At 46.7% G+C, this 22,562-nt stretch carries 24 protein-coding genes, 1 pseudogene, 1 riboswitch and 1 other annotated feature; of the genes and pseudogenes, 21 read left to right on the top strand and 4 right to left on the bottom strand.

Translation table 11 applies throughout. From position 1 onward, the window contains the following. Positions 1 to 3: 3 nt before the first annotated feature. From dppC to V6D41_RS07735, 7 genes are all read left to right on the top strand, one after another. Positions 4 to 966: a dipeptide ABC transporter permease DppC gene (gene dppC, locus V6D41_RS07765; RefSeq protein ID WP_148963824.1), complete on the top strand. Its 963-nt coding sequence runs from the start codon at positions 4 to 6 to the stop codon at positions 964 to 966. 4 nt (positions 967 to 970) lie between these two features. Continuing rightward, a complete protein-coding gene (gene dppD / locus V6D41_RS07760) occupies positions 971 to 1,978 on the top strand; it encodes a dipeptide ABC transporter ATP-binding subunit DppD (RefSeq protein ID WP_333517797.1) in 1,008 nt (335 codons plus the stop codon). A 2-nt stretch (positions 1,979 to 1,980) separates the two neighbouring features. Further along, complete coding sequence (gene dppE / locus V6D41_RS07755) at positions 1,981 to 3,630, top strand: dipeptide ABC transporter substrate-binding protein DppE (RefSeq protein WP_333517796.1); 1,650 nt, start codon at positions 1,981 to 1,983, stop codon at positions 3,628 to 3,630. An 88-nt stretch (positions 3,631 to 3,718) separates the two neighbouring features. Beyond that, a complete protein-coding gene (locus V6D41_RS07750; protein WP_202328571.1) occupies positions 3,719 to 4,678 on the top strand; it encodes a S66 peptidase family protein in 960 nt (319 codons plus the stop codon). Then, positions 4,675 to 5,754: an L-Ala-D/L-Glu epimerase gene (gene ykfB, locus V6D41_RS07745; protein ID WP_333517795.1), complete on the top strand. Its 1,080-nt coding sequence runs from the start codon at positions 4,675 to 4,677 to the stop codon at positions 5,752 to 5,754. Before V6D41_RS07750 ends, ykfB begins: the two co-directional genes overlap by 4 nt. Before the next feature lie 17 nt (positions 5,755 to 5,771). Beyond that, positions 5,772 to 6,662 carry a C40 family peptidase gene (locus V6D41_RS07740; RefSeq protein ID WP_333517794.1) on the top strand — a complete coding sequence of 297 codons (891 nt, stop codon included), beginning with the start codon at positions 5,772 to 5,774 and terminating at the stop codon, positions 6,660 to 6,662. A 12-nt stretch (positions 6,663 to 6,674) separates the two neighbouring features. After that, complete coding sequence (locus V6D41_RS07735; RefSeq protein WP_333517793.1) at positions 6,675 to 7,664, top strand: ABC transporter ATP-binding protein; 990 nt, start codon at positions 6,675 to 6,677, stop codon at positions 7,662 to 7,664. 41 nt (positions 7,665 to 7,705) lie between these two features. On the opposite strand, the gene V6D41_RS07730 is transcribed toward V6D41_RS07735, so the two are convergent. Then, positions 7,706 to 8,755: a lactonase family protein gene (locus V6D41_RS07730; protein ID WP_333517792.1), complete on the bottom strand. Its 1,050-nt coding sequence runs from the start codon at positions 8,753 to 8,755 to the stop codon at positions 7,706 to 7,708. Positions 8,756 to 8,844: 89 nt separating this feature from the next. Continuing rightward, a complete protein-coding gene (locus V6D41_RS07725) occupies positions 8,845 to 9,705 on the bottom strand; it encodes a dimethylarginine dimethylaminohydrolase family protein (protein WP_333517791.1) in 861 nt (286 codons plus the stop codon). Positions 9,706 to 9,890: 185 nt separating this feature from the next. Between V6D41_RS07725 and V6D41_RS07720 the strand changes: the two genes are divergently transcribed. The 11 genes and pseudogenes from V6D41_RS07720 to V6D41_RS07670 all read left to right on the top strand — a co-directional run bounded on the left by V6D41_RS07720 (position 9,891) and on the right by V6D41_RS07670 (position 19,050). Next, a complete protein-coding gene (locus V6D41_RS07720; RefSeq protein ID WP_087991041.1) occupies positions 9,891 to 10,409 on the top strand; it encodes an acyl-CoA thioesterase in 519 nt (172 codons plus the stop codon). A gap of 245 nt (positions 10,410 to 10,654) precedes the next feature. Further along, on the top strand, positions 10,655 to 11,854 hold the full coding sequence (gene hmpA, locus V6D41_RS07715; protein ID WP_333517790.1) for an NO-inducible flavohemoprotein: 1,200 nt from the start codon (positions 10,655 to 10,657) through the stop codon (positions 11,852 to 11,854). A gap of 214 nt (positions 11,855 to 12,068) precedes the next feature. Then, positions 12,069 to 12,800 (top strand): DUF421 domain-containing protein, encoded by a 732-nt coding sequence (locus tag V6D41_RS07710; RefSeq protein ID WP_333517789.1) that lies wholly within the window; start codon positions 12,069 to 12,071, stop codon positions 12,798 to 12,800. A gap of 90 nt (positions 12,801 to 12,890) precedes the next feature. Next, positions 12,891 to 13,418: a DinB family protein gene (locus V6D41_RS07705; RefSeq protein ID WP_333517788.1), complete on the top strand. Its 528-nt coding sequence runs from the start codon at positions 12,891 to 12,893 to the stop codon at positions 13,416 to 13,418. Beyond that, a pseudogene (locus tag V6D41_RS07700) lies at positions 13,408 to 13,923 on the top strand (GNAT family N-acetyltransferase). Before V6D41_RS07705 ends, V6D41_RS07700 begins: the two are co-directional and overlap by 11 nt. A 32-nt stretch (positions 13,924 to 13,955) precedes the next feature. After that, positions 13,956 to 14,067, top strand: a riboswitch (guanidine-I (ykkC/yxkD leader). A 76-nt stretch (positions 14,068 to 14,143) separates the two neighbouring features. After that, complete coding sequence (gene ykkC / locus V6D41_RS07695) at positions 14,144 to 14,482, top strand: multidrug efflux SMR transporter subunit YkkC (RefSeq protein WP_333517787.1); 339 nt, start codon at positions 14,144 to 14,146, stop codon at positions 14,480 to 14,482. Beyond that, the gene (ykkD, locus tag V6D41_RS07690) at positions 14,482 to 14,799 is read left to right on the top strand and encodes a multidrug efflux SMR transporter subunit YkkD (RefSeq protein ID WP_333517786.1); all 318 of its coding nucleotides are present in this window, start codon (positions 14,482 to 14,484) and stop codon (positions 14,797 to 14,799) included. Before ykkC ends, ykkD begins: the two co-directional genes overlap by 1 nt. Positions 14,800 to 14,869: 70 nt before the next feature. Continuing rightward, positions 14,870 to 15,772: a formyltetrahydrofolate deformylase gene (gene purU / locus V6D41_RS07685; protein WP_202328577.1), complete on the top strand. Its 903-nt coding sequence runs from the start codon at positions 14,870 to 14,872 to the stop codon at positions 15,770 to 15,772. An 85-nt stretch (positions 15,773 to 15,857) separates the two neighbouring features. Next, positions 15,858 to 16,068: a binding site (T-box leader), on the top strand. A gap of 63 nt (positions 16,069 to 16,131) precedes the next feature. Further along, positions 16,132 to 17,229 (top strand): glutamate 5-kinase, encoded by a 1,098-nt coding sequence (proB, locus tag V6D41_RS07680; RefSeq protein WP_333517785.1) that lies wholly within the window; start codon positions 16,132 to 16,134, stop codon positions 17,227 to 17,229. Positions 17,230 to 17,240: 11 nt separating this feature from the next. Then, positions 17,241 to 18,488 (top strand): glutamate-5-semialdehyde dehydrogenase, encoded by a 1,248-nt coding sequence (gene proA / locus V6D41_RS07675; RefSeq protein ID WP_333517784.1) that lies wholly within the window; start codon positions 17,241 to 17,243, stop codon positions 18,486 to 18,488. Between the two features lie 130 nt (positions 18,489 to 18,618). Next, complete coding sequence (locus V6D41_RS07670; RefSeq protein ID WP_333517783.1) at positions 18,619 to 19,050, top strand: organic hydroperoxide resistance protein; 432 nt, start codon at positions 18,619 to 18,621, stop codon at positions 19,048 to 19,050. 32 nt (positions 19,051 to 19,082) lie between these two features. On the opposite strand, the gene ohrR is transcribed toward V6D41_RS07670, so the two are convergent. After that, entirely contained in the window at positions 19,083 to 19,526 is a 444-nt protein-coding gene (ohrR, locus tag V6D41_RS07665) for an organic hydroperoxide resistance transcriptional regulator OhrR (RefSeq protein ID WP_087990939.1), read from the bottom strand. Positions 19,527 to 19,667: 141 nt separating this feature from the next. Here ohrR and V6D41_RS07660 point away from each other — a divergent pair, with 141 nt between their 5' ends. Beyond that, entirely contained in the window at positions 19,668 to 20,078 is a 411-nt protein-coding gene (locus tag V6D41_RS07660; protein ID WP_333517782.1) for an organic hydroperoxide resistance protein, read from the top strand. Positions 20,079 to 20,202: 124 nt separating this feature from the next. After that, positions 20,203 to 21,306 (top strand): glycosyltransferase family 2 protein, encoded by a 1,104-nt coding sequence (locus V6D41_RS07655; protein ID WP_333517781.1) that lies wholly within the window; start codon positions 20,203 to 20,205, stop codon positions 21,304 to 21,306. Positions 21,307 to 21,310: 4 nt separating this feature from the next. On the opposite strand, the gene guaD is transcribed toward V6D41_RS07655, so the two are convergent. Then, positions 21,311 to 21,781: a guanine deaminase gene (gene guaD, locus V6D41_RS07650; RefSeq protein WP_333517780.1), complete on the bottom strand. Its 471-nt coding sequence runs from the start codon at positions 21,779 to 21,781 to the stop codon at positions 21,311 to 21,313. 135 nt (positions 21,782 to 21,916) lie between these two features. On the opposite strand from guaD, the gene V6D41_RS07645 reads away from it, so the two are divergent. Further along, complete coding sequence (locus V6D41_RS07645; protein WP_333517779.1) at positions 21,917 to 22,543, top strand: histidine phosphatase family protein; 627 nt, start codon at positions 21,917 to 21,919, stop codon at positions 22,541 to 22,543. Positions 22,544 to 22,562: the final 19 nt, after the last annotated feature.

Below are 22,562 nucleotides of genomic sequence, written 5' to 3'. Positions count from 1 at the left end.
CGTGTGAATCTCCCTGTACAAACAGATGAACGCCAGCCAGAGCAGCATATTCAGGTGCCGGATGAGTGGTTTGTCTCGAATCAAGAAAAAAATCGAGAAGCCGATTCGGTCAAGCGGCCGAGTTTGTCATACACGCAGGATGCTTGGAGGAGGCTGAAGAAAAATAAATTAGCGATGGCGGGACTCTTTATTCTTTTATTTCTTTTTGTCATGGCTGTTATCGGGCCTTTTTTGTCGCCCCATAGTGTCGCGCGCCAATCGCTGACCGAACAAAATCGTCCGCCTTCAGCCGAGCATTGGTTCGGCACCGATGAACTCGGCCGGGATGTGTTTACCCGAACATGGTATGGAGCGAGGATTTCGTTATTTGTCGGCGTGATGGCAGCGCTGATTGATTTTGTGATCGGTGTCATTTACGGAGGCGTTGCCGGTTATAAAGGCGGCAGAACTGACGGTATCATGATGCGGGTTATCGAAGTGCTGTACGGTCTGCCGTATCTGCTTGTAGTCATTTTGCTGATGGTGCTGATGGGGCCGGGGCTGGGCACCATTATTGTGGCGCTGACTGTAACCGGATGGGTCGGCATGGCGAGAATTGTTAGAGGCCAGGTGCTTCAAATTAAACATTATGAATATGTACTCGCCTCGAAAACCTTTGGCGCGAAAACCTTTCGCATCATCCGGAAGAATCTGCTGCCGAATACAATGGGAGCGATTATCGTACAAATGACATTAACCGTACCTGCCGCCATATTCGCAGAATCATTTTTAAGCTTTCTCGGCCTCGGCATACAGGCTCCGTTTGCCAGCTGGGGTGTGATGGCGAATGACGGTCTGCCTGCGATTTTGTCTGGGCATTGGTGGCGCCTGTTTTTTCCGGCCTTTTTCATCTCCTTGACGATGTATGCGTTTAATGTGCTGGGAGACGGATTGCAGGATGCGCTCGACCCTAAGCTGAGGAGGTAGCTGTATGGAAAAAGTTCTGTCAGTCAAAAATCTGCACGTTTCTTTTACGACTTACGGCGGGACGGTTCAGGCGGTTAGAGGGGTGAGCTTTGATTTGTATCAAGGTGAAACCTTTGCAATCGTCGGCGAATCCGGCTGCGGCAAAAGCGTTACCTCCCAAAGCATCATGGGTCTGCTGCCGCCCTATTCGGCGAAGGTGACAAACGGCAGCGTTCTATTTAAAAACAAAGACCTTTGCCGTCTTTCTGACAAAGACATGAGAGGCATAAGGGGAGCCGACATTTCTATGATTTTTCAAGATCCGATGACGGCGTTAAACCCGACACTGACTGTCGGAGACCAGCTGGGGGAAGCGCTCCTGCGCCACAAAAAAATGAACAAAAAGGCGGTGAGGAAAGAGGTGCTTTCCATGCTGTCATTGGTCGGCATTCCCGATCCCGAAGAGCGTCTGAGGCAGTATCCCCACCAATTCAGCGGTGGCATGAGACAGCGGATTGTCATTGCAATGGCGCTGATTTGCGAGCCTGATATTTTAATCGCAGATGAACCGACGACCGCTCTTGACGTGACCATTCAGGCACAGATATTGGAGCTGTTTAAAGAGATTCAGAGAAAAACGAATGTGTCTGTCATTCTGATTACACACGATTTAGGGATCGTTGCCCAGGTTGCTGACAGAGTCGCAGTTATGTATGCCGGGAAAATGGCGGAGATCGGCACGAGAAAAGATATTTTTTATCAGCCGCAGCACCCTTATACAAAAGGGCTGCTGAGCTCTGTCCCGCGGCTGGATATGGAGGGCGCGGAGCTGATTCCGATCGACGGAACGCCGCCGGATTTATTTTCACCTCCGACAGGCTGCCCGTTTGCCGCACGCTGTCCGAACAGGATGATCGTGTGTGACAGGGTATACCCGGGAAAGACCATCAGATCTGACACGCACACCGTCAACTGCTGGCTGCAGGATCAACGGGCCGAGCATGCGGTGCTGTCCGGAGATGCGAAGGATTGATCATGAAAAGGGGGAAGAGGATGAAACGAGTGAAAAAGTTATGGGGGATGGGTCTTGCATTAGGACTTTCGTTTGCGCTGATGGGATGTACAGCAAACGAACAAGCCGGAAAAGAAAGCGGTAAGGATAAGGCAAAAACAAGCGGAGAAAAGGTGCTGTACTTAAATAACGAAAATGAACCGACTTCGTTCGACCCGCCGATCGGTTTTAATAATGTGTCGTGGCAGCCGTTAAATAACATTATGGAAGGGCTGACGCGTCTTGGCAAAAAGAATGAGCCTGAACCGGCAATGGCGGAAAAGTGGTCTGTATCAAAAGATAAAAAAACCTACACATTTACGATTCGGGAAAATGCGAAATGGACAAACGGAGATCCGGTAACGGCCGGAGATTTTGAATACGCGTGGAAACGGATGCTTGATCCGAAAAAAGGCGCTTCATCCGCATTTCTCGGCTATTTTATTGAAGGCGGCGAAGCGTATAACAGCGGAAAAGGGAAAAAAGACGATGTGAAGGTGTCGGCAAAGGATGATCGAACCCTTGAAGTAACGCTTGAAGCGCCGCAAAAATATTTTCTCAGCGTCGTGTCCAATCCGGCGTATTTTCCAGTGAACGAAAAGGTTGATAAAGAAAATCCAAAGTGGTTTGCTGAGGCGGATACATTTGTCGGGAACGGTCCGTTTAAGCTGACGGAATGGAAGCATGATGACAGCATCACAATGGAGAAGAGTGACACGTATTGGGATCAAGATACCGTGAAGCTTGATAAGGTGAAATGGGCGATGGTCAGTGACAGAAATACAGACTACCAGATGTTTCAGTCTGGAGAACTGGATACCGCTTATGTCCCTGCTGAGCTGAGTGATCAGCTGCTTGATGAGGACAACGTCAGCATTGTTGACCAGGCTGGCCTTTATTTCTACCGGTTTAATGTGAACATGGAGCCGTTCCAAAATAAAAATATCAGAAAAGCCTTCGCGATGGCAGTGGATCAGGAGGAAATTGTAAAGTACGTCACCAAAAACAATGAAAAACCGGCGCGCGCCTTTGTATCGCCGGGATTTGCACAGCCTGACGGCAAGGACTTCCGTGAGGCGGGCGGAGACCTGATCACGACAAATGAAAGCAACGCGAAGCAGCTGCTGGAAAAGGGCATGAAGGAAGAAAACTATGATAAGCTTCCTGCGATCACTCTTACTTACAGCACAAAGCCGGAGCATAAAAAAATCGCTGAGGCGATCCAGCAAAAAATAAAAAATATCCTTGGAGTCGATGTGAAGCTGGCCAATATGGAATGGAACGTGTTTTTAGAGGAACAAAAAGCGCTGAAATTCCAATTCTCTCAAAGCTCATTTTTGCCTGACTACGCGGACCCTATCAGTTTTCTGGAAGCCTTCCAAACAGGAAATTCGATGAATCGTACAGGCTGGGCCAATAAAGAATACGATCAGCTGATCGAGCAGGCGAAACATGAAGCCGATGAAAAAACGCGTTTCTCCCTGATGCATCAAGCGGAAAAGCTGCTGATCAATGAAGCGCCAATCATTCCGGTTTATTTCTACAATCAGGTCAACCTGCAAAACGAACATGTAAAGGGGATCGTCCGGCATCCTGTCGGTTATATCGATTTAAAATGGGCTGACAAAAACTAACGCCGGCGATTGGGAAAATACTGCTTCTTTATAGCGAAGGAGCGGTATTTTTTCTCTTTTTTGCACGTATACGTAGGGTGCAGAGCAAATGAAAGGAGTGGTTCAGTTGAATCACAAGCCAAAAGCGCTTAAAAAGGGTGATACAGTTGGAGTGATCGCGCCCGCAAGCCCGCCGGATCCAAAAAAGCTTGAAACCGCGCTTTTATTTTTAGAAGAGCTCGGTTTAAAGGTGAAATTGGGCAAGGCGCTGAAAAACCAGCACGGCTATTTAGCGGGACAGGATGATGAGCGGCTGGCTGATCTCCATGAGATGTTCAGAGACGAGGAGGTAAAAGCAGTGCTGTGCGCATGCGGGGGTTTTGGGACAGGACGTATCGCCGCCGGCATTGATTTCAGCTTAATCCGCAAACATCCTAAAATCTTTTGGGGATACAGCGATATTACGTTTTTACATACTGCCATCCATCAAAACACAGGTCTTGTCACCTTCCACGGCCCGATGCTCAGTTCAGATATTGGCCTCGACGACGTTCACCCGCTGACAAAAGCGTCGTATGAGCAGCTCTTCCGAGAGACGGAATTCACCTATACAGAAGAGCTTTCTCCGCTGACCGTGCTTGTTCCCGGAAAAGCGGAAGGGGAGCTTGTCGGAGGAAATCTCTCTTTGCTGACGTCTACGCTGGGCACGCCGTTTGAAATGGATACGAGAGGGAAGCTTCTGTTTATTGAAGATATTGACGAGGAGCCTTACCAAATCGACCGGATGCTGAATCAGCTGAAAATGGCAGGGAAACTGACGGACGCAGCCGGAATTCTTGTTTGTGATTTTCATAACTGTGTCCCGGTGAAAAGAGAGAAGTCCCTCTCACTTGAGCAAGTGCTTGAAGACTATATTGTATCGGCGGGCAAGCCTGCACTGAGAGGTTTTAAAATCGGCCACTGTTCACCGAGTATCGCCGTACCGGTAGGCGCGCAAGCTGCTATGAATACAGCAGAAAAAACAGTCGTCATTGAGGCAGGCGTTTCAGAAGGGGCGCTGAAGACATGAAAATCATTCAAATAGACACAAGTCGAATCGCCGTACCGCTGACAAAACCGTTTAAAACCGCACTTCGCACTGTATATACGGCTGAATCGGTCATTGTAAGGATCACTTATGACAGCGGCGCCATCGGATGGGGGGAAGCACCTCCAACGATGGTGATTACAGGAGACAGCATGGATAGCATTGAAAGTGCGATTCACAATGTCTTGAAACCGGCACTGCTTGGAAAAAGCCTGTCTGGTTATGGGGCCATTTTGCATGACATCCAGCATCTCCTTACAGGAAACCAGAGCGCGAAGGCGGCTGTGGAAATGGCGGTATACGACGGCTGGGCGCAGATGTGCGGACTCCCGCTTTATCAAATGCTCGGCGGATACCGGGATACGCTGGAAACAGATTATACCGTCAGTGTCAACTCACCAGAAGAGATGGCAGCGGATGCCGAGCATTATCTCAAACAAGGCTTTCAAACACTGAAAATAAAGGTCGGCAAAGATGATATCGCAACAGATATCGCCCGTATCCAAGAAATAAGAAAACGTGTCGGACCAGCCGTGAAACTTCGTTTAGACGCCAACCAGGGATGGACACCTAAGGAAGCGATAGCTGCCATTCGGAAAATGGAGGATGCAGGTCTTGGTATTGAGCTTGTCGAACAGCCTGTCCTTAAAGATGATCTCGCTGGGCTTAAAAAGGTGACAGATGCGACAGCCACGCCGATTATGGCCGATGAAAGTGTTTTTACGCCGCGTCAGGCGTTCGAAGTTCTTCAAACGCGGAGCGCAGACTTAATCAATATTAAACTGATGAAAGCGGGCGGCATCAGCGGAGCAGAGAAAATCAATGCCATGGCTGAGGCGAACGGAGTGGAGTGCATGGTCGGCAGCATGATTGAAACGAAGCTGGGCATTACGGCCGCGGCGCATTTCGCCGCAAGCAAAAGAAATATCACACGCTTTGATTTTGACGCGCCGCTGATGCTGAAAACAGATGTCATCAAAGGCGGCATCACATACAGCGGCAGCACGATTGCGATGCCTGACAGACCGGGTCTCGGAATCACCGGAGCTGCGCTATAGAAAGGGGAAATAAAACCATGATGCATACTGTCATCTCAGCAGTGGCCAACATTTGGACCGCGCCTGATTCGCCGCGTCCTGCTGACCAAGTGATGATTCGTCCGACCGTAATGATCAGAGACTGGTTGGAGCGCATGACGTATGATGAGCGGCTTGGATTATGTGTAGACAATATCATCCAAACTCAGGTTCTCTTTGGCGAAAAGGTACTGGTGACGGCGGAACAGGGCGAATGGGTTTCTGTCATTGTGCCGAGCCAGCCATCCCGAAAAGATCCGCGTGGATATCCGGGCTGGATGAAAAAGAACCAGCTGAAAAAAACAAGTCCTATCCATATACAAAACGATGTCATGATTAGTAAACCGGCTGCCTTTTTGTACAAAAGTAATGGAGAAAAGGAGATCGAATTGAGCTTTTTGACGGTTCTCCCCTTCATTGCAGAAGAAAACGGATATTTTAAGGTTGCGACCGTTTTTGGGGAAAGGTTTGTGAAGCAAAGTGATGCAGTGCCTGTCCGCGAACAGAAAGGGACTGCTGAAGACATCGTTCAAACGGGGGCTTTTTTTCTCGGGCTTCCATACCTGTGGGGAGGGATCAGCGGGTTTGGGTTTGATTGCTCCGGGTTTATGTACAGTATATTTAAGGCCAACGGATACAACATCCCCCGTGATGCGGGAGATCAGGCAAAGGCGGGGGAAGATGTTCCGCTTGATGATATGAAAGCCGGTGATCTGCTGTTTTTTGCTTATGAGGAAGGAAAAGGAGCGATTCATCACGTCGGTCTGTCCGTAGGCGGTGGGAAAATGCTTCATTCTCCAAAGACAGGAAAATCAATCGAAATCCTGACATTAAAAGAGACAATTTATGAAAAAGAACGATGTGCGGTGCGCCGCTGTTTTTCAGAATAAGGAGGGAGACAAATGACGCCACTGCCTTTGTTGGAGGTCAGCCAGCTGAAAATGCATTTTGACGCAGGAAAAAAGCGGACAGTCAAAGCTGTCGACGGGGTCACCTTTCAGATTCGTGAAGGAGAAACGTTCGGGCTTGTCGGAGAGTCAGGGTGCGGGAAATCAACCTTGGGGAGGGTGCTGATGCGCCTGTATCAGCCGACAGAAGGAAGTGTGAAATACCGCGGAACGAACCTTCACGCACTAAGTGTCAAAGAGCAGTTTGCCTTCAACCGCAAGCTGCAGATGATTTTTCAGGATCCTTATGCTTCGCTTAACCCGCGCATGACCGTTCGAGACATCATTTTGGAGCCTATGGAAATTCACAACCTTTACAATACGCATAAAGCTCGGCTTCTCATCGTGGACGAGCTGCTTGAGGCAGTGGGGCTTCACCCCGATTTTGGCAGCCGTTATCCCCATGAATTCAGCGGCGGACAAAGGCAAAGAATCGGCATTGCCAGAGCACTGTCGCTGAATCCTGAATTTATCGTGGCGGACGAACCGATTTCTGCACTTGATGTTTCGGTTCAGGCGCAGGTCGTCAACCTGCTGAAGCGGCTTCAAAAAGAGAAAGGGCTCACGTTTTTATTTATCGCCCATGATCTTTCGATGGTGAAGCATATCAGTGACAGGATTGGTGTCATGTACTTAGGGCACATGATGGAAATCACAGAGAGCGGTATCCTGTATCGTGAACCGCTGCATCCCTATACAAAGGCGCTTTTATCCTCGATTCCGATTCCAGACCCTGAATTGGAGGATAAGCGCGAGCGCATCCTCTTAAAAGGGGAGCTGCCGAGCCCGGTCAATCCGCCGAGCGGCTGCGTGTTTCGAACCCGCTGTCCGGAGGCGATGCCAGAATGCGGGGAATCCCGTCCCCAGCTTCAAGAAATCGAAGCCGGCCGATTTGTCGCTTGCCATTTGTATCGAAATGCTGATACGAAAGAAAAGGTGAGATAAACCAAAAAGACTGGCCCTTTTTGCGGAGCCAGTCTTTGTTTTTATGCTTGATGTAAAAATTTCACACAAACCGGGTAAGGGACGGAAACAGTTGAAGGAAGCACTGTCAATCGGCCGGTTTCTTTGTCTCTTTCAAACAGGACAAGATTGCCTGTTTCTTCATTTGAAGCAACAAGGAACGCTTCCGTTGGATCAAGGACGAAGTCGCGAGGCCAGTTTCCTTCTGTCGAGACTCTTTCTACGAATGCCAGCTCGCCTGAATATTGATTCACTTCAAATACAGCGATACTGTCATGGCCGCGGTTTGCGACGTAAACAAAACGGCCGTCCTGTGTGACATGAATTGCGCTTCCCTGGCTGTTATCCGTAAAATCATCAGGAATGGCAGAGACGACCTGGGTTTCTCTGAATTCGCCGGCTGTCGGATTGTATTCAAGCGCAATTACTTCATTGCTTAATTCTGTCATCACGTAAGCGTATTTTTCTTTCGGATGAAAAGCGATATGGCGAGGTCCTGCGCCGGGAGCGAAGGCATGGCTTCCGGATTCAGTCAATACGCCGTCTTTCATTTTATAGGTGTACAGCTTATCGATTCCTAAGTCAACCGCTACGACATAATTGTGTTCAGGTGTGAACCCCGCGTAATGTATATGCGGTTTTTCTTGTCTTTCGTGCGGCCCTTTTCCTGTGTGAGCGGCTTCTGAAGCAGGTGATTGTAAGCTTCCGTCTTCCTGAATCGGAAAAGCGTGGATTTTCCCGCTGTGATAGTTGGCTGTCAATACGAATTGATTATGTTCATCGGCGTTTACGTGGCACGGCGATGGGCCATCAATTAACTGATGATTCAGAAATGTTAATTCGCCGCTGTTTTGATCAATTTTATAAGCAGCAACTCCGCCTTGGCCATCTGCTTTTTCAATTGAATAAAGGATCGAGTTATCTTTATTCGGTGTCACATATGTCGGGTTGCCAAGCTTAGCGGCAAGCTTTGGCTCACTGAGTGTTTTCTTCTCAGAATCAAGCTCAAATGAATAAATCCCTTCGCTTCCGCCTTTTGTATATGTTCCGACATATCCTATGTACTTTGTCATGCGAATGCCCCCTTAAAAATGATGTCACCTCTATATTAACGTATCTTGATAAAATAAGCTGTTCAAAACTTGAAAAAGGGGAATATTGATCATTCGCCGCGCATCAGCGGCATCGTACAGCACCGGAAGGAACCGCCTGATTTAATAATTTCTGTAAGGTCGATTTCAATGATGTGATAGCCTCTATTCGATAACTGCTGATTGACATGGCGGTTGCAAGGAAGGGTAATGATCGTTTTTCTCCCGATTGAAAGGACGTTGGTACCAAGTGTAAATTGTTCATCCTCGGGCACTTCAATGAGATCATAGCGTTTTGCCAGCATTTCAACTTCCTCTGGCTCAAGGGCTTTTGGATAAATTAACGCTTCGCTTTCAGATACGATGTTAAATACGCAGTCCAAATGCAAATATTTTTCATGCAGGTGAACGGGAACGACTGTATAGTCAGGAAGCGCCTCTTCCAGCTGACCGATGGCTGACATATCCGTGCGCTGGCTGATTCCGACGTAGACGATCTCACCATCGACAATGACATCACCGCCTTCAATGCTTGTATGAAGTATGTGGGTGTAAGGAATGCCTTGAGTGTGAAAAAACTCTTTTATAATAGCTTCTTCCCCTTGGCGAATCGGTTCCGTCATGCTCGAGAGGAAGGCTTTTTCTCCGATGACAAATCCGATGTCCCGGGTAAAGACCTGCTCGGGGAGTCCGTCGCGGACAGGTAAAAGGATGACGTCGATGTTGTGTGACCTGAGTGCTTCAATAAAGCGGCTGTGCTGATCTGTAGCGGTTTTCACATGAATATTGTCATCTTCAAAATGTTTTTGTGTTTCGTTTATGACATCTTTTATCGTCATATGCTCCGGTCTGCATAAAATGACTTTCTCAAGTGCGCCGTATTCCGTTCGGCATACCGTTTTGCGCTGATGTTTCGGGATGGATACGTCCATTTGGTTCTCCTCCTGACCGTATGAAGAATACATGTATTATTCCCTCATCATGAAAATCATTAAACGTGTTGGAAAGTAAACCTGACAGACCATTTTAAATTTTAGACAAATGGCAGAGAATATTGTTTAATAGGAGAATATGAGTGTATGTAGCTAAACGATCAGACATCAAAGGGGAGAAAGATATGGAAACACCGGAAACAAGATTTTGTAAAGAGTCAAAGGTTGTAAAAACCAGCAGGGTGTTCCCGCTTGATACGAACAACCATAACACGCTGTTTGGCGGAAAATTAATGAGTTACATTGACGACATTGCTTCAATTTCCGCGGCGCGCCATTGCAGGCGTGAAACAGTAACCGCTTCGATGGACTCAGTGGATTTTCTGAAGCCGATAGGCCAAAAGGAGTCTGTCTGCTTAGAGTCATATGTGACATGGGTCGGCACATCGTCCATGGAGGTGTTTGTAAAAGTCATTAAGGAGCACCTGATGACTGGCGAACGGGAACTCGCCGCGACATCCTTTTTGACATTTGTCGCATTGGATTCAAATGGCAAGCCGGTGCCTGTACCGAGAGTTGTACCGGAAACAGAAGAAGAAATCATGCTGCATAATACGGCGGTTCAGCGCGCCAATGAACGAAAAAACCGCAAAAAGCACAGCCAGGCCCTTGCAAATGCGCTCGGAACTGAAAGGCCTTGGTAAATGTTAAACCCAAGACATATGTTGTTTTGGGTTTTTTTGTGCTTTGCACCTTTCTTATGGTGATTATTACAAAGGTTAGTCCGTTTTTGCTAGGGGATTCTATAAAAAAGCAACAATTGTCACGATAAATTGAAAATCTTGTGACAACTTTATTAAAGATTCATTTTAGATATATCTTTTATCTGCGAGATCTTGTATCTTAAAGATATATTTTAAATACATCTTTTGAAAGGATTGTTTATGAAATGTTAGATAATAAAACAATCGAAATCATTAAAAGCACTGTACCCGTATTACAACAGCATGGAGAAGCCATCACTGGCCGTTTTTACGATCTGATGTTCCAAGGCCATCCAGAGCTTCTGAACATTTTTAATCAAACAAACCAAAAGAAAAAAACACAGCGCACTGCCCTTGCAAATGCCGTTATTGCAGCTGCAGCAAATATTGACCAGCTCGGAAATATCATTCCGGTCGTCAAACAAATCGGCCACAAACACCGCAGTATCGGAATCAAGGCTGAACATTATCCGATCGTCGGCAAATACTTGCTGATTGCGATTAAAGATGTTCTGGGAGACGCTGCGACACCTGACATTATGCAGGCATGGGAGAAAGCGTACGGAGTAATCGCTGACGCGTTCATCGGAATTGAAAAAGAAATGTATGAGCGGGCAGAGGATCAAGCCGGCGGCTGGAAAGAGTATAAGCCATTTGTCATCGCAAAAAAAGAGCACGAAAGCAAAGAAATTACATCCTTCTATTTGAAGCCGGAAGACGGCAAGCCGTTACCTGAATTTCAAGCGGGGCAGTATATCAGCATCAAAGTGCGGATTCCTGATGCTGAATATACGCAAATCCGTCAATACAGCCTGTCTGATATGCCGAGAAAAGACTATTATCGAATCTCAGTGAAGAAAGACGGTGCCGTGTCTTCGTATTTACACGATGGACTGCATGAGGGAGATTCAATAGAGATCAGCGCACCGGCGGGGGACTTTGTTTTAGATCCTTCATCACAAAAAGATCTTGTTCTAATCAGTGCCGGAGTTGGCATAACACCAATGATCAGCATGCTGAAAACGTCTGTTTCCAAGCAGCCTGAACGGCAGATTCTTTTCATTCATGCCGCGAAAAACAGTGAATACCACGCATTGCGCCATGAGGTGGAAGAAGCGGCAAACCATGCTTCTGTCAAAACAGCATTTGTGTATCGCGAGCCGACAGAGCAAGACCGTGCAGGTGACCTTCTGTTTCATGAAGGACAGATTGATCAACAGTTCCTCAAACAACTGATTATCAATACAGATGCGGATTATTATATTTGCGGTTCACCGTCATTTATTACGGCGATGCATCAGCTTGTGTCAAAACTAGGATCAGCGCCGGAGTCAATCCATTACGAGCTGTTTGGCCCGCAATTAAGTTTGGCGCAATCCGTTTGAGCACCCCGCGAAACTCTTCTCACTAAGAGAAGAGTTTTTTTATCATGGTAGTAGTGGCAGACAGGCACTGTTTCTGCATCCGACGATACTGACTCCCCGCCGCCAGAGATATTCGCCTAGCCTATTTAAGGCCGGATAAAAGGGTATGATGCATAGAGGATCTGCTTCAGGGAACAATAGGCTCAATATAACGAGCGGATGGAGGTAAAGATCAGTGTTATGGATGGTATGGGCATTTTTACTGAAGCCAGTTATCGTATTTTCGATTGCGTATATTCTGTTTCGGCTTGCCGGTAAAAAAGCCGTGTCACAAATGAACAATTTTGATCTGCTTTTGACCTTCGCGATTGGTACGATTATCAGTGAACCGATTCTTACATCCAAGCTGCCGATGTCCATTTATTACGCGGGCGCTTTTTTGGTCCTTTATCTCCTGATGACCAAACTCTCCCTTTCTAATAAATGGAGATGGTTGCTTGTCGTAAGCCCGACAGTCTTAATCCGAAACGGAGATATTGATGAACAGGGATTGCGCAAAGAAAGGCTGACTGTTAATGAACTGCTCGGAAAGCTGAGGGAAAAGGGCTATGCGAATCCAGCTGATATTGATCTTGCCATCATAGAAGAAACGGGAGAAGTAAGCGTCATTCCAAAAGAGGAAGCGAGAGCGGTGCAGGTGCGGGATTTGAATATGGAAGCTGAACGGAATTTTATCCCGATTCCACTCATACTGGATGGCGAAATTCTTGACCATAATTTGAAGTACCTCCAAAAAAACCGATCCTGGCTGTTTGAGCAGCTTGAGGAAAAAGGGCACAGCCCCAAACTGCTGTCCTCGATCACACTAGGCACGATGAATGTCCATGGCGATATCTCGCTTGATTTGAATTCCTCAAATGAATCGCAGCATGATCCTTATTTATATAAACCGGGAAATAACAATTGAGATTGCTCTCTGTTTTTAACGAGAGCTTTTTCTTTTTTAAAGGGAATTTTTGTTTGGTGTCAAATGTACCTAGTTAGGGGGGAACTGGACATGAAGGACTTATCCATTAGAAACGACATGGCGCCGACTGTCAGTCTGCTGTATTCCGCAGTGGAAGAAAACAGTCTCCGTCTGGCTTCTATCGTAAGTCACATGACACACAGTGAACTTTATTATAAGGGGCGCTGCCAAACAAAAAACAGCACTGCTCAGCTTTTGTGCCATATCGCAAATGTTGATATCAGATGGGTCTGGCGTATCAAGGAGAACCGAATACCGGATCATATTGAACAGACATACGGCCCGATGACAGATGAAAGTGGACGGCTGCCTGAACCGGAGAATCAGCCCCGATTAGATGAACTCCTGAAAAGACATCGGCATGTGGTAAACGAGCTGAAATCGGTATGTTACACCTTAACTGAAAATGATTTGCATCTGCCGCTTTCTTACGATAGTGACACCGCGACCATACGGTGGGGCATTTGGCATATGGCGGATCATAACCGCTATCATCAAGCCCATATTGAAGCCCTCAAAAAAGAATGGAAGCAGGATATGGTGAAATATGAGCGTTAAAACGAAGCTAGTGACCGATCGAATGCGTTTGCGCTATATGGAAGATCAGGATCAAGCCTCTTTGTTTGAGATATTTAACGATCCTGACGTCATGAAATATTATTCCGGCTTAAAAGATAAAAGGCAAACCCGCGAGTGGATCAATTGGAACAAGAGAAATGAAAAAGGGTACGGCGTCAGTCTGTGGATCGCCGAAGATAAGCGGACAGGGGACTTTTTGGGGCAATGCGGCATTGTTCCCCAGCAGATCGAAAATTAAACCGTAATGGAAATCGGCTATATGTTTGCCCGCCGCCACTGGGGGAACGGCTATGCGCAAGAAGCGGCGCGGGCCTGCCTGGACTACGGCTTCACCGAGCGGCAGTTTGGCACAATTGCGGCTTTGATTGACCCTGATAACAAAGCGTCCATACGGGTAGCGGAGAAAATCGGCATGCTTTACGATAGAACGATCAGAAAATGGAATAAACCGATCGCAGTATATGAAAGAAAATCTTACAATTGAAAGATAGAGCTGAGTTTAGTATCATGATGTCAGGTAAAGTTTTCTAGGGTTCCGCATGTCAATGGACATGGACTGGTCCGAGAGAAAACACATACGCGTAAATAGAGGCGTGTATGCACACGGAGGGAAAAAAGCCCGGGAGAGTCAATCTCATGTGAGACGACTGTCCGGGGTTTTTTTGTTTTCGGAGAATCTTACCAGAAAGAAAGGAATGACTGAAATGAAATGGGGATTAGTCGTGCTTGCCGCCGTTTTCGAGGTTGTTTGGGTGGTAGGCTTAAAGCATGCTGACTCAGCTTTAACATGGAGCGGCACTGCCGTCGGCATCATAGTCAGCTTTTATCTTTTAATGAAGGCGACAAACAGTCTGCCTGTCGGAACCGTGTATGCCGTCTTTACCGGACTTGGCACGGCAGGAACAGTGCTGAGTGAAATCATTCTGTTTCATGAGCCGGTTGGATGGCCGAAGCTTTTGTTAATTGGCGTGCTCCTAGTCGGTGTAATCGGGTTGAAGCTTGTGACACCGGATGAGACAGAGGAAAAAGGAGGCGAGGCATGATGCTGCACTGGATCAGTTTATTGTGCGCGGGCTGTTTGGAGATGGCCGGCGTGGCCCTTATGAATCAATATGCGAAAGAAAAAAGCGTGAAGTGGGTGCTGTTGATCATTGTTGGTTTTGCCGCTTCATTTTCCTTGCTGTCGTATGCAATGGAGACTATTCCGATGGGCACGGCTTACGCTGTCTGGACAGGCATTGGCACAGCCGGCGGTGCGCTTATCGGCATCCTCTTTTACAAGGAGCCGAAAGACGCCAAACGGATCTTCTTTATCTCTTTGATTTTATGCTCAGCGGTTGGATTAAAAATAATGTCATAAATTGATTTTTATCAAATCTTCAGTATAATGGATAAATAGTTTAGACTTACAAAGATAAGAGGGATTATTCATGAAATCATATATGACCCAGCGGTTAAACGAATACCGTGACGGAAATGAGGATAAAGGGCGTCTTTTGGTCAGCTGTCCCGATCAGCCGGGTATCGTCTCGGCGGTTTCCGCGTTTTTATTTGAACACGGCGCCAATATTATAGAATCCAACCAATATACGACAGACCCTGAAGGTGGCCGGTTCTTCCTGAGAATCGAATTCGACTGCGCGGACATTCGCGAGAAAAAAGAAACACTGCAGGAGGCGTTTGCCTCTACAGCGGAAAACTTCGACATGACATGGAGCTTAACATTGGCAAGCGAGCTGAAGCGTGTCGCCATTTTTGTTTCAAAGGAACTTCACTGTCTGCATGAGCTGATTTGGGAATGGCAAACCGGCAACCTGATGGCGGAAATTGCTGTTGTCATCAGCAACCATGAGGATGCGAGAGAGCTGGTAGAGCGGCTGAACATTCCATTCCACTATATGAAAGCGAACAAGGACATCAGAGCGGAAGTCGAAAAGAAGCAGCTTGAGCTGCTTGAGCAATACGAGATTGACGTAATTGTTCTCGCTCGCTATATGCAGATCTTAACACCTGACTTTGTTTCGGCTCATCCGAATCGCATCATCAATATCCACCATTCGTTCCTGCCTGCTTTTATCGGTGCGAATCCGTACAAACGGGCTTACGAGCGCGGCGTGAAACTGATCGGAGCGACATCTCACTATGTCACAAACGATCTTGACGAAGGGCCGATCATTGAACAGGATATTGAGCGTGTGGACCACCGGGACAATGCGGAAGCGCTGAAAAACATCGGCAGAACAATTGAACGCAGCGTGCTTGCGCGTGCTGTGAAATGGCATTTGGAAGACCGCGTCATCGTTCATGAAAATAAAACAATCGTCTTTAACTAGACTGAAAAATGCCCGCGCTATGCGGGCATTTTTTGGTGACGAAAACTTGACAAGAGACTTTTTTCTTTGCATAATATAAAAAAATCATTGAGCGTTGAAGAGGATTAGTAAGCAGACCTTTCTGTGACAGAGAGCAAAATGAATCGCTGAAACATTTTGCCGCATGAAACCTGCCGAACCTGCCTTGGAGTCTTAGGGGGAAAACCTAGGCGCATAACCTGGCGTTACAGGAGAGCGGAGCGTGCATAAGCACGTTCAATCAAGGTGGCACCACGGAAACCCATTTCGTCCTTATGAATCAGGATCGAATGGGTTTTTTTATTGTAAGTTGGCTGGCGAAGAGCCTCGGAGGAGAATAAATGAAAAAACAAAGAATAGTAGTGAAAATAGGAAGCAGTTCGCTCACGAATAGCAATGGAAGCATTGATGAGGCGAAAATCAGAGAGCATGTTCAGGCTATTTCCCTGTTGAAGAAAGCGGGACATGAAATGATTCTGATTACCTCGGGAGCCGTAGCGGCGGGGTTTTTCAGCCTCGGTTATCCGTCCCGCCCCGTTACCATTAAAGGAAAACAGGCGGCGGCCGCGGTCGGACAAACACTGTTAATGCAGCAATATATGAATCAATTCAAACAATACTCACTGACTCCGGGACAGATCCTTTTAACGAGAAATGATTTTTCGAAAAGAGAACGGTATCGAAACGCGTATGCAACGATTATGGAATTACTGGAGCGCGGCGTCATTCCGATTATCAATGAAAACGACTCTACATCTGTTGAAGAATTGACATTCGGGGATAATGACATGCTTTCTGCGTTAGTCAGCGGATTGATTCATGCGGACCAGCTCATGATTCTCACTGATATCAACGGTCTGTATGATGCCAATCCGAATGAAAATCCTGAGGCGAAACGATTTGATGATTTGCCTGAGATCACGCCCGAATTGCTGGGGTATGCCGGTTCAGCCGGATCAAAGGTCGGCACCGGCGGTATGAAATCAAAGCTGTTAGCCGCACAAACCGCGCTGTCTCTTGGCGTGAAAGTGTTCATTGGAACAGGCAGCGGAGAGCAAAAGCTTGCGGATATTTTGGACGGCAGGGGAGATGGCACTTATATCGGAGACAAAGAACTGTCCTCGGTTAACAACACGAGACAGTGGATTCAGTTCCACTCGCCAATAGCAGGAGAAATCGTGATTGATGCGGGTGCCGAGGAGGCGATGATCCATAACGGAAGCAGCCTGTTGCCGGCTGGCGTAGTGGGCGTAAATGGAAGTTTTCCAAAAGGGGCGGTCGTAGAAGTCCGGGGGCCGGGCGGCGTGATCGGAAAAGGCCAAACGCATTACTCCTCCGAGGAGATTGTGGCGGCCAAAGGCAAACGCAGTGATGAACTTGATTTTGAGAAAACGTTTGAGGTGATCCACAGGAATGACTGGGTCAATTTAAAAGACTAGGAGGCGGAAAAATGAGTGAAGTTTCTGTAAAAGCGAAGCTGGCAAACGAAGCAGCAGCGGAACTGATCATGAAAACAACGGCTGAAAAAAATGAGGCGCTCAGCCTCATTGCAAACGGGCTCCGACATGAAAAGGACTTTCTCTTAGCCGAAAATGCGAAAGACATTGAGAACGGAAAGAACAATGGCTTAACATCTGATATCATTGATCGCCTGACACTGGATGAGAAACGCATTCGTGATATAGCGGATGCAGTAGAGCTTTTAATTGATTTGGCAGATCCGGTCGGTGAATCACTTGAAACGATTGAAAAGGAGAACGGCCTGCTTATCGAAAAAATCCGTGTTCCGCTTGGTGTGGTCGGAATGATCTATGAAGCGAGACCGAACGTTACAGTCGACGCGGCAACCCTCTGCTTAAAAACGGGAAACGCGGTTGTCCTGCGGGGAAGCTCCTCAGCCATACACAGCAACAAAGCCCTCGTCAGTGTCATTCACAGAGCGCTTGAGCAGTCTCCGCTTCCAATTGACGCCGTACAGCTGATTGAGGATACGAGCAGAGAAACGGCAAAAGAACTCTTTACGTTAAATGATGGCTTAGACGTATTAATCCCGCGCGGAGGCAAAAAGCTGATCGATCTCGTTGTGAGAGAATCAACAGTGCCTGTGTTAGAAACCGGAGCAGGAAACTGCCACATTTTCATTGACGAGACAGCCAAACCGCAAATGGCGGAAAAGGTTGTTGTAAATGCCAAAACGCAGCGCCCTTCTGTGTGTAATGCAATTGAATCATTGCTGATTCACAAGGCGTGGGCGGAGAAGCACGGGAAAGAATTGCTTGCCCAACTGGAAAAAGCGGGAGTTGACATTCGCGGTGATGAATTTGTGTGTGAACTTCATCCTTCAAGCAAACAAGCGTCGGAAGAAGATTGGGAGACAGAATTTTTAGCGCCTGTCCTCAGCATAAAGACGATTGACAATGTCCAAGAAGCTGTGAAGCATATCCAACAATACGGCACCAATCATTCAGAAGCGATTTTAACTGAAGATGATAAGAATGCGGTTTATTTTCAAACGGCTGTCGACGCTGCTGCGGTCTATCATAATGCGTCAACCCGTTTTACCGACGGCTTTGAATTTGGCTACGGAGCTGAAATCGGCATCAGTACGCAAAAGCTACATGCAAGAGGGCCGATGGGGCTTCCTGCACTGACTTCTACTAAATACGTCATTAAAGGAACAGGACAAATCCGCGATTAGCGGGAGCAAAGTTCAATGAAAAAGCTTATCTCACACCGGGATAAGCTTTTTTTGTGCGCAGAAAAATTGACACCGCAAATTAGATTGTGTACAATTTAATTGTATAAAATATATATTGGAGGAATGGAAAATGAGCCAGCCATTATTTACAGCTACTGTTTCAGCGGTAGGAGGAAGAGAAGGAAAGGTAATTTCATCAGACCGCGTTCTTGAGCTTGATGTCGCAATGCCGGGGACACCGAGAGCAAATAAATTAGAAAAAGCGACAAATCCGGAGCAGCTGTTTGCAGCAGGTTACGCAGCTTGCTTTGACAGCGCGCTGCAGCTGGTAGCAAGAACAGAACGAGTGAAAGTGCAAACAGAGGTTACAGCGCATGTCAGCCTGTTAAAGGATGAAGCGGATCAAGGCTACAAGCTGGGTGTGACGCTTCAGGTGAAAGGAAAAGGAATCAGTGCATCAGAATTACAGGCACTTGTGCAAAAAGCGCACGGCGTCTGCCCGTATTCAAAAGCAACTTCCGGAAATATCGATGTTACGCTTGAAGTAGCTGAATATAAATAAACGAAAAAGAGGATGCCTCATAAAAGGCATCCTCAATTTTTTTGATGAAGTGTTTCCAGCAATGTATATAGAGCAGATTTTAACAGTTTCAGTTCCTCCCCGGACTGCTTTGAGAGCCCCAGGATCGTTCCCGGAATGTCAGCCGCTTTTTCTTTTAATAACGCTCCGTCCTCTGTCAGGCTGATCAGCACGGACCGCTCATCCTCTTCAGACCTTTTTCTTGTAATCAAATCCTGCTGTTCCATTCGCTTTAGCATCGGAGTGAGCGTCCCCGAATCTAAATACAGCAGCTCACCCATTTTTTTGACAGTAAGCGTTTCGTGTTCCCATAACAATAGCAAGGCCAAATATTGAGGGTACGTCACATTCAGCTTGTCAAGCAGCGGCTTGTATTGCTTTGTCATTTCCCGCGAACTTGCATATAGCAAAAAACAAAGCTGATTCTCCAATTTCATATGGTCAAATTCATTTTCCATCTTGTTCACCAACTCTTTCCGTCATTCCATTCTATTGTATCTGAAAAACGCTACTTTTCCTATTCTCGGCAAACCTAGCATGTTTAAAAAGTTCAGAATGGGAAATATAACAACTAGATCGAAATAAGGAGGATGAGAATGATGGCACTATTTACAGCAAAAGCAACCGCTCGCGGCGGACGGGCAGGACATATTACATCAGATGACGGTGTTCTTGATTTTGATATTGTCATGCCTAATGCAAAAAAAGAAGGACAAACCGGCACAAACCCGGAACAGCTCTTTGCGGCAGGATATGCTGCGTGCTTCGGCGGCGCGCTCGAACACGTGGCCAAAGAGCAAAATATTACCATTGATTCCGAAATTGAAGGTCAGGTCAGCCTTATGAAGGATGAGAGCGACGACGGGTTTAAAATCGGCGTCACACTTGTGGTGAACACGAAAGATTTGGATCGGGACAAGGCACAGGAGCTTGTTAATGCTGCTCATGAATTCTGTCCTTATTCAAAGGCTACGAGAGGAAATATTGAGGTAACGTTAGAATTAAAATAATGACCGGCATCCTGAGGATTCTCAGGATGTTTTTTTATGCGGAAGCATGCGAGGCGGGCATGAACTTTTTGAAGTGTGAATACATGTAGTATAGGTGAATTCAGACTAGAGAAAAGGTGAGTACATGAAAAGACCAACGCTGTCCGTTTGTATGATTGTGAAAAATGAAGAACGCCATATCGCCCGCTGTTTAGAGAGTGTGCAGCATATGGCTGATGAAATCATTGTGGTTGATACGGGATCAAGCGATCGGACGGAAGACATTTGCAAAAGCTTTCATGCCCAAGTGTATCATCATATATGGGAACAGAACTTTTCACAAGCGAGAAATATTAGTTTACAGCATGCCAAGGGAGAGTGGATATTGATCTTGGATGCCGACGAAGAACTAGACCCGGAAACGGGCAGCCTATTGCCTTCGCTGCTGACTGACAGCCTGCCGCCTCTCGGTTGCGTGAAGGTCGTGAATTATACAGGAAAGCAATGGGTTGAAAATGAAGCGTTTGAACAAAGGCAGATCAGGCTGATCCGGAATCAGCGAAACATAACATTTACGGGAAGTATCGGCGAGAGACCTGAGGGAGAAGAAGCAAGCAGCACTTTCTCGCTGCCATGTATCATTCACCATTACGGCTATTTAGAGCAGGAGGCACAGCAAAAGCATCAACGCAACATAAGTTTATTAAATGCAGAATTGCTGACATCCTCTGCTGAGCCGTCTCTCATTTGTCAGAAAGCAGCTGAGTATGACAGAGGAAACAAAACTGATAAAGCCTTCCGAGAGGCAATGGATTGTATCAATGAATGTAAAAGAAAAAAACAAATTCCGCCGCCAGCTAGCTATTATGTAAAGTATAAATTATTAATTGAAGCAGAACGGTACGAAGAAGCGGAACAGGATATCAATGAAGCGCTGGGGCATTATCCGGATTACTGCACCCTTCACTATTATAAAGGAATCATTATGTACCAGCTTAAAAAAGTCAGAGAAGCGATCACAGCGTTTGAGGCTTGCCTGCAAACCGGTAGTGAACATCATCTGTACGTACAGGTGAAGGGAGCAGCCGATTTTAGATCAAGCTGCTGGCTCGGTGTCTGCCATGCTGAATTGCGTCAGCATATGACTGCTGTTTTGTATTTGCAAAAAGCGCTGAAAGCAAACCCGAAGTGCGCACGGGCGCAGCGGCTTCTCAGCGAATTAACAAAGGATCAGGCCGCACATGCCTGATCCTTTAATATTCTTTTTTATTGTCAAAAGCAAGCCATGCCTGAAACGGGGATAAATGCTCCGTCAGAGTCACTTGATAAAAGGGGATTGTTCTTTCTTCAGCAGGTTTATCAATTTCTTTATAAATGAATGAATCATCAAATCCAGCTTCGGCGGCGTCTGTATGCTCCGCTGCATAGAAAACGGCTTTCGGCCGGGCCCAGTAGATGGCGCCTAAGCACATGGGGCATGGCTCGCAGCTCGTATACAAAATGCAGTCATCAAGCTGGTATGTTCCAAGCGCCTTGCAGGCGTTTCGAATAGCCGTCACTTCCGCGTGGGCAGTCGGATCATTGCTTGTTGTGACGTTGTTCTGCCCCTTGGCAATAATGGCTCCGTCTTTCACAATAACAGCACCGAAAGGCCCGCCAATTCCTGCGTTCACTCCTTCGCGAGCAAGGTCGACAGCCCGTTTTAAGAACGTTTCATGATTCATCCTAAACCCTCCTGTCAATTGAGTGTTATCAGTATAGCCGAAAAGAAGTGCAAAGAACATTCTCAAAAAAGTGCAAAATAAACAAAATATTTGGGGGATTTGCTAAGATAAGAGGAGAAAAGTGGAGGGGTGATCATGCTGCATTTATATATTGCCAGACACGGACAGACCCAATGGAACATAGAAAAACGGATGCAGGGCTGGATGGATTCTGATTTAACAGAACTTGGGCTGTACAATGCCCGTGCTCTTGGGAAGCGTCTGAAGGATATTGAATTGAATCAGGTATACATCAGCCCGAGCAAGCGGACAGAAGAGACAGCAAAAACTATACTGGGATCGCGCCGGCCCCCGTTGGTTAAAGATCATATGTTCAGAGAAATGTCACTAGGCTCATGGGAAGGAAAAAAACAAGAGGATATTGAAAGAAGCGAACCTGATCTTTTTCATGCTTATTTACATCATCCCGAAGCTTATCGCCAGCCGGGATGTGAAACATTCTTTGATCTTGAAAGCCGGGTAAAGCTGGCTCTCCAAACGATTTTAGACAGTCATTCTTCCGGTAATGTTCTTTTGGTTACCCATTCTGTTTTTATATTAATGCTGTTAAATATCATTAAGAGAAGACGCATTAATGACATATGGAATTCTGCTTACATACATGATACATCATTGAGTCTTGTGGAATTTGATAAAAATGGAGCAGCCAAAATATTAAAAGAAGGGGATGGGGAGCATCGGAAACCGATTCCCGCTTTCTAATAGAAAAACCATCTGCCAA

It is taken from the genome of Bacillus sp. 0102A (genome assembly GCF_036765155.1).
Lineage (GTDB): Bacteria > Bacillota > Bacilli > Bacillales > Bacillaceae > Bacillus > Bacillus subtilis_G.
This window is presented reverse-complemented; position numbering and strand designations above follow the sequence as displayed.

What these genes read in the sequence shown, in the direction of transcription:
- dppD (WP_333517797.1), top strand. Translation starts at nt 971, where the DNA reads ATGGAAAAAGTTCTGTCAGTCAAAAATCTGCACGTTTCTTTTACGACT.
- dppE (WP_333517796.1), top strand. Translation starts at nt 1,981, where the DNA reads ATGAAAAGGGGGAAGAGGATGAAACGAGTGAAAAAGTTATGGGGGATG.
- V6D41_RS07750 (WP_202328571.1), top strand. Translation starts at nt 3,719, where the DNA reads ATGAAAGGAGTGGTTCAGTTGAATCACAAGCCAAAAGCGCTTAAAAAG.
- ykfB (WP_333517795.1), top strand. Translation starts at nt 4,675, where the DNA reads ATGAAAATCATTCAAATAGACACAAGTCGAATCGCCGTACCGCTGACA.
- V6D41_RS07740 (WP_333517794.1), top strand. Translation starts at nt 5,772, where the DNA reads ATGATGCATACTGTCATCTCAGCAGTGGCCAACATTTGGACCGCGCCT.
- V6D41_RS07735 (WP_333517793.1), top strand. Translation starts at nt 6,675, where the DNA reads ATGACGCCACTGCCTTTGTTGGAGGTCAGCCAGCTGAAAATGCATTTT.
- V6D41_RS07730 (WP_333517792.1), bottom strand. Translation starts at nt 8,755, where the DNA reads ATGACAAAGTACATAGGATATGTCGGAACATATACAAAAGGCGGAAGC.
- V6D41_RS07725 (WP_333517791.1), bottom strand. Translation starts at nt 9,705, where the DNA reads ATGGACGTATCCATCCCGAAACATCAGCGCAAAACGGTATGCCGAACG.
- V6D41_RS07720 (WP_087991041.1), top strand. Translation starts at nt 9,891, where the DNA reads ATGGAAACACCGGAAACAAGATTTTGTAAAGAGTCAAAGGTTGTAAAA.
- hmpA (WP_333517790.1), top strand. Translation starts at nt 10,655, where the DNA reads ATGTTAGATAATAAAACAATCGAAATCATTAAAAGCACTGTACCCGTA.
- V6D41_RS07705 (WP_333517788.1), top strand. Translation starts at nt 12,891, where the DNA reads ATGAAGGACTTATCCATTAGAAACGACATGGCGCCGACTGTCAGTCTG.
- ykkC (WP_333517787.1), top strand. Translation starts at nt 14,144, where the DNA reads ATGAAATGGGGATTAGTCGTGCTTGCCGCCGTTTTCGAGGTTGTTTGG.
- ykkD (WP_333517786.1), top strand. Translation starts at nt 14,482, where the DNA reads ATGCTGCACTGGATCAGTTTATTGTGCGCGGGCTGTTTGGAGATGGCC.
- purU (WP_202328577.1), top strand. Translation starts at nt 14,870, where the DNA reads ATGAAATCATATATGACCCAGCGGTTAAACGAATACCGTGACGGAAAT.
- proB (WP_333517785.1), top strand. Translation starts at nt 16,132, where the DNA reads ATGAAAAAACAAAGAATAGTAGTGAAAATAGGAAGCAGTTCGCTCACG.
- proA (WP_333517784.1), top strand. Translation starts at nt 17,241, where the DNA reads ATGAGTGAAGTTTCTGTAAAAGCGAAGCTGGCAAACGAAGCAGCAGCG.
- V6D41_RS07670 (WP_333517783.1), top strand. Translation starts at nt 18,619, where the DNA reads ATGAGCCAGCCATTATTTACAGCTACTGTTTCAGCGGTAGGAGGAAGA.
- ohrR (WP_087990939.1), bottom strand. Translation starts at nt 19,526, where the DNA reads ATGGAAAATGAATTTGACCATATGAAATTGGAGAATCAGCTTTGTTTT.
- V6D41_RS07660 (WP_333517782.1), top strand. Translation starts at nt 19,668, where the DNA reads ATGGCACTATTTACAGCAAAAGCAACCGCTCGCGGCGGACGGGCAGGA.
- V6D41_RS07655 (WP_333517781.1), top strand. Translation starts at nt 20,203, where the DNA reads ATGAAAAGACCAACGCTGTCCGTTTGTATGATTGTGAAAAATGAAGAA.
- guaD (WP_333517780.1), bottom strand. Translation starts at nt 21,781, where the DNA reads ATGAATCATGAAACGTTCTTAAAACGGGCTGTCGACCTTGCTCGCGAA.
- V6D41_RS07645 (WP_333517779.1), top strand. Translation starts at nt 21,917, where the DNA reads ATGCTGCATTTATATATTGCCAGACACGGACAGACCCAATGGAACATA.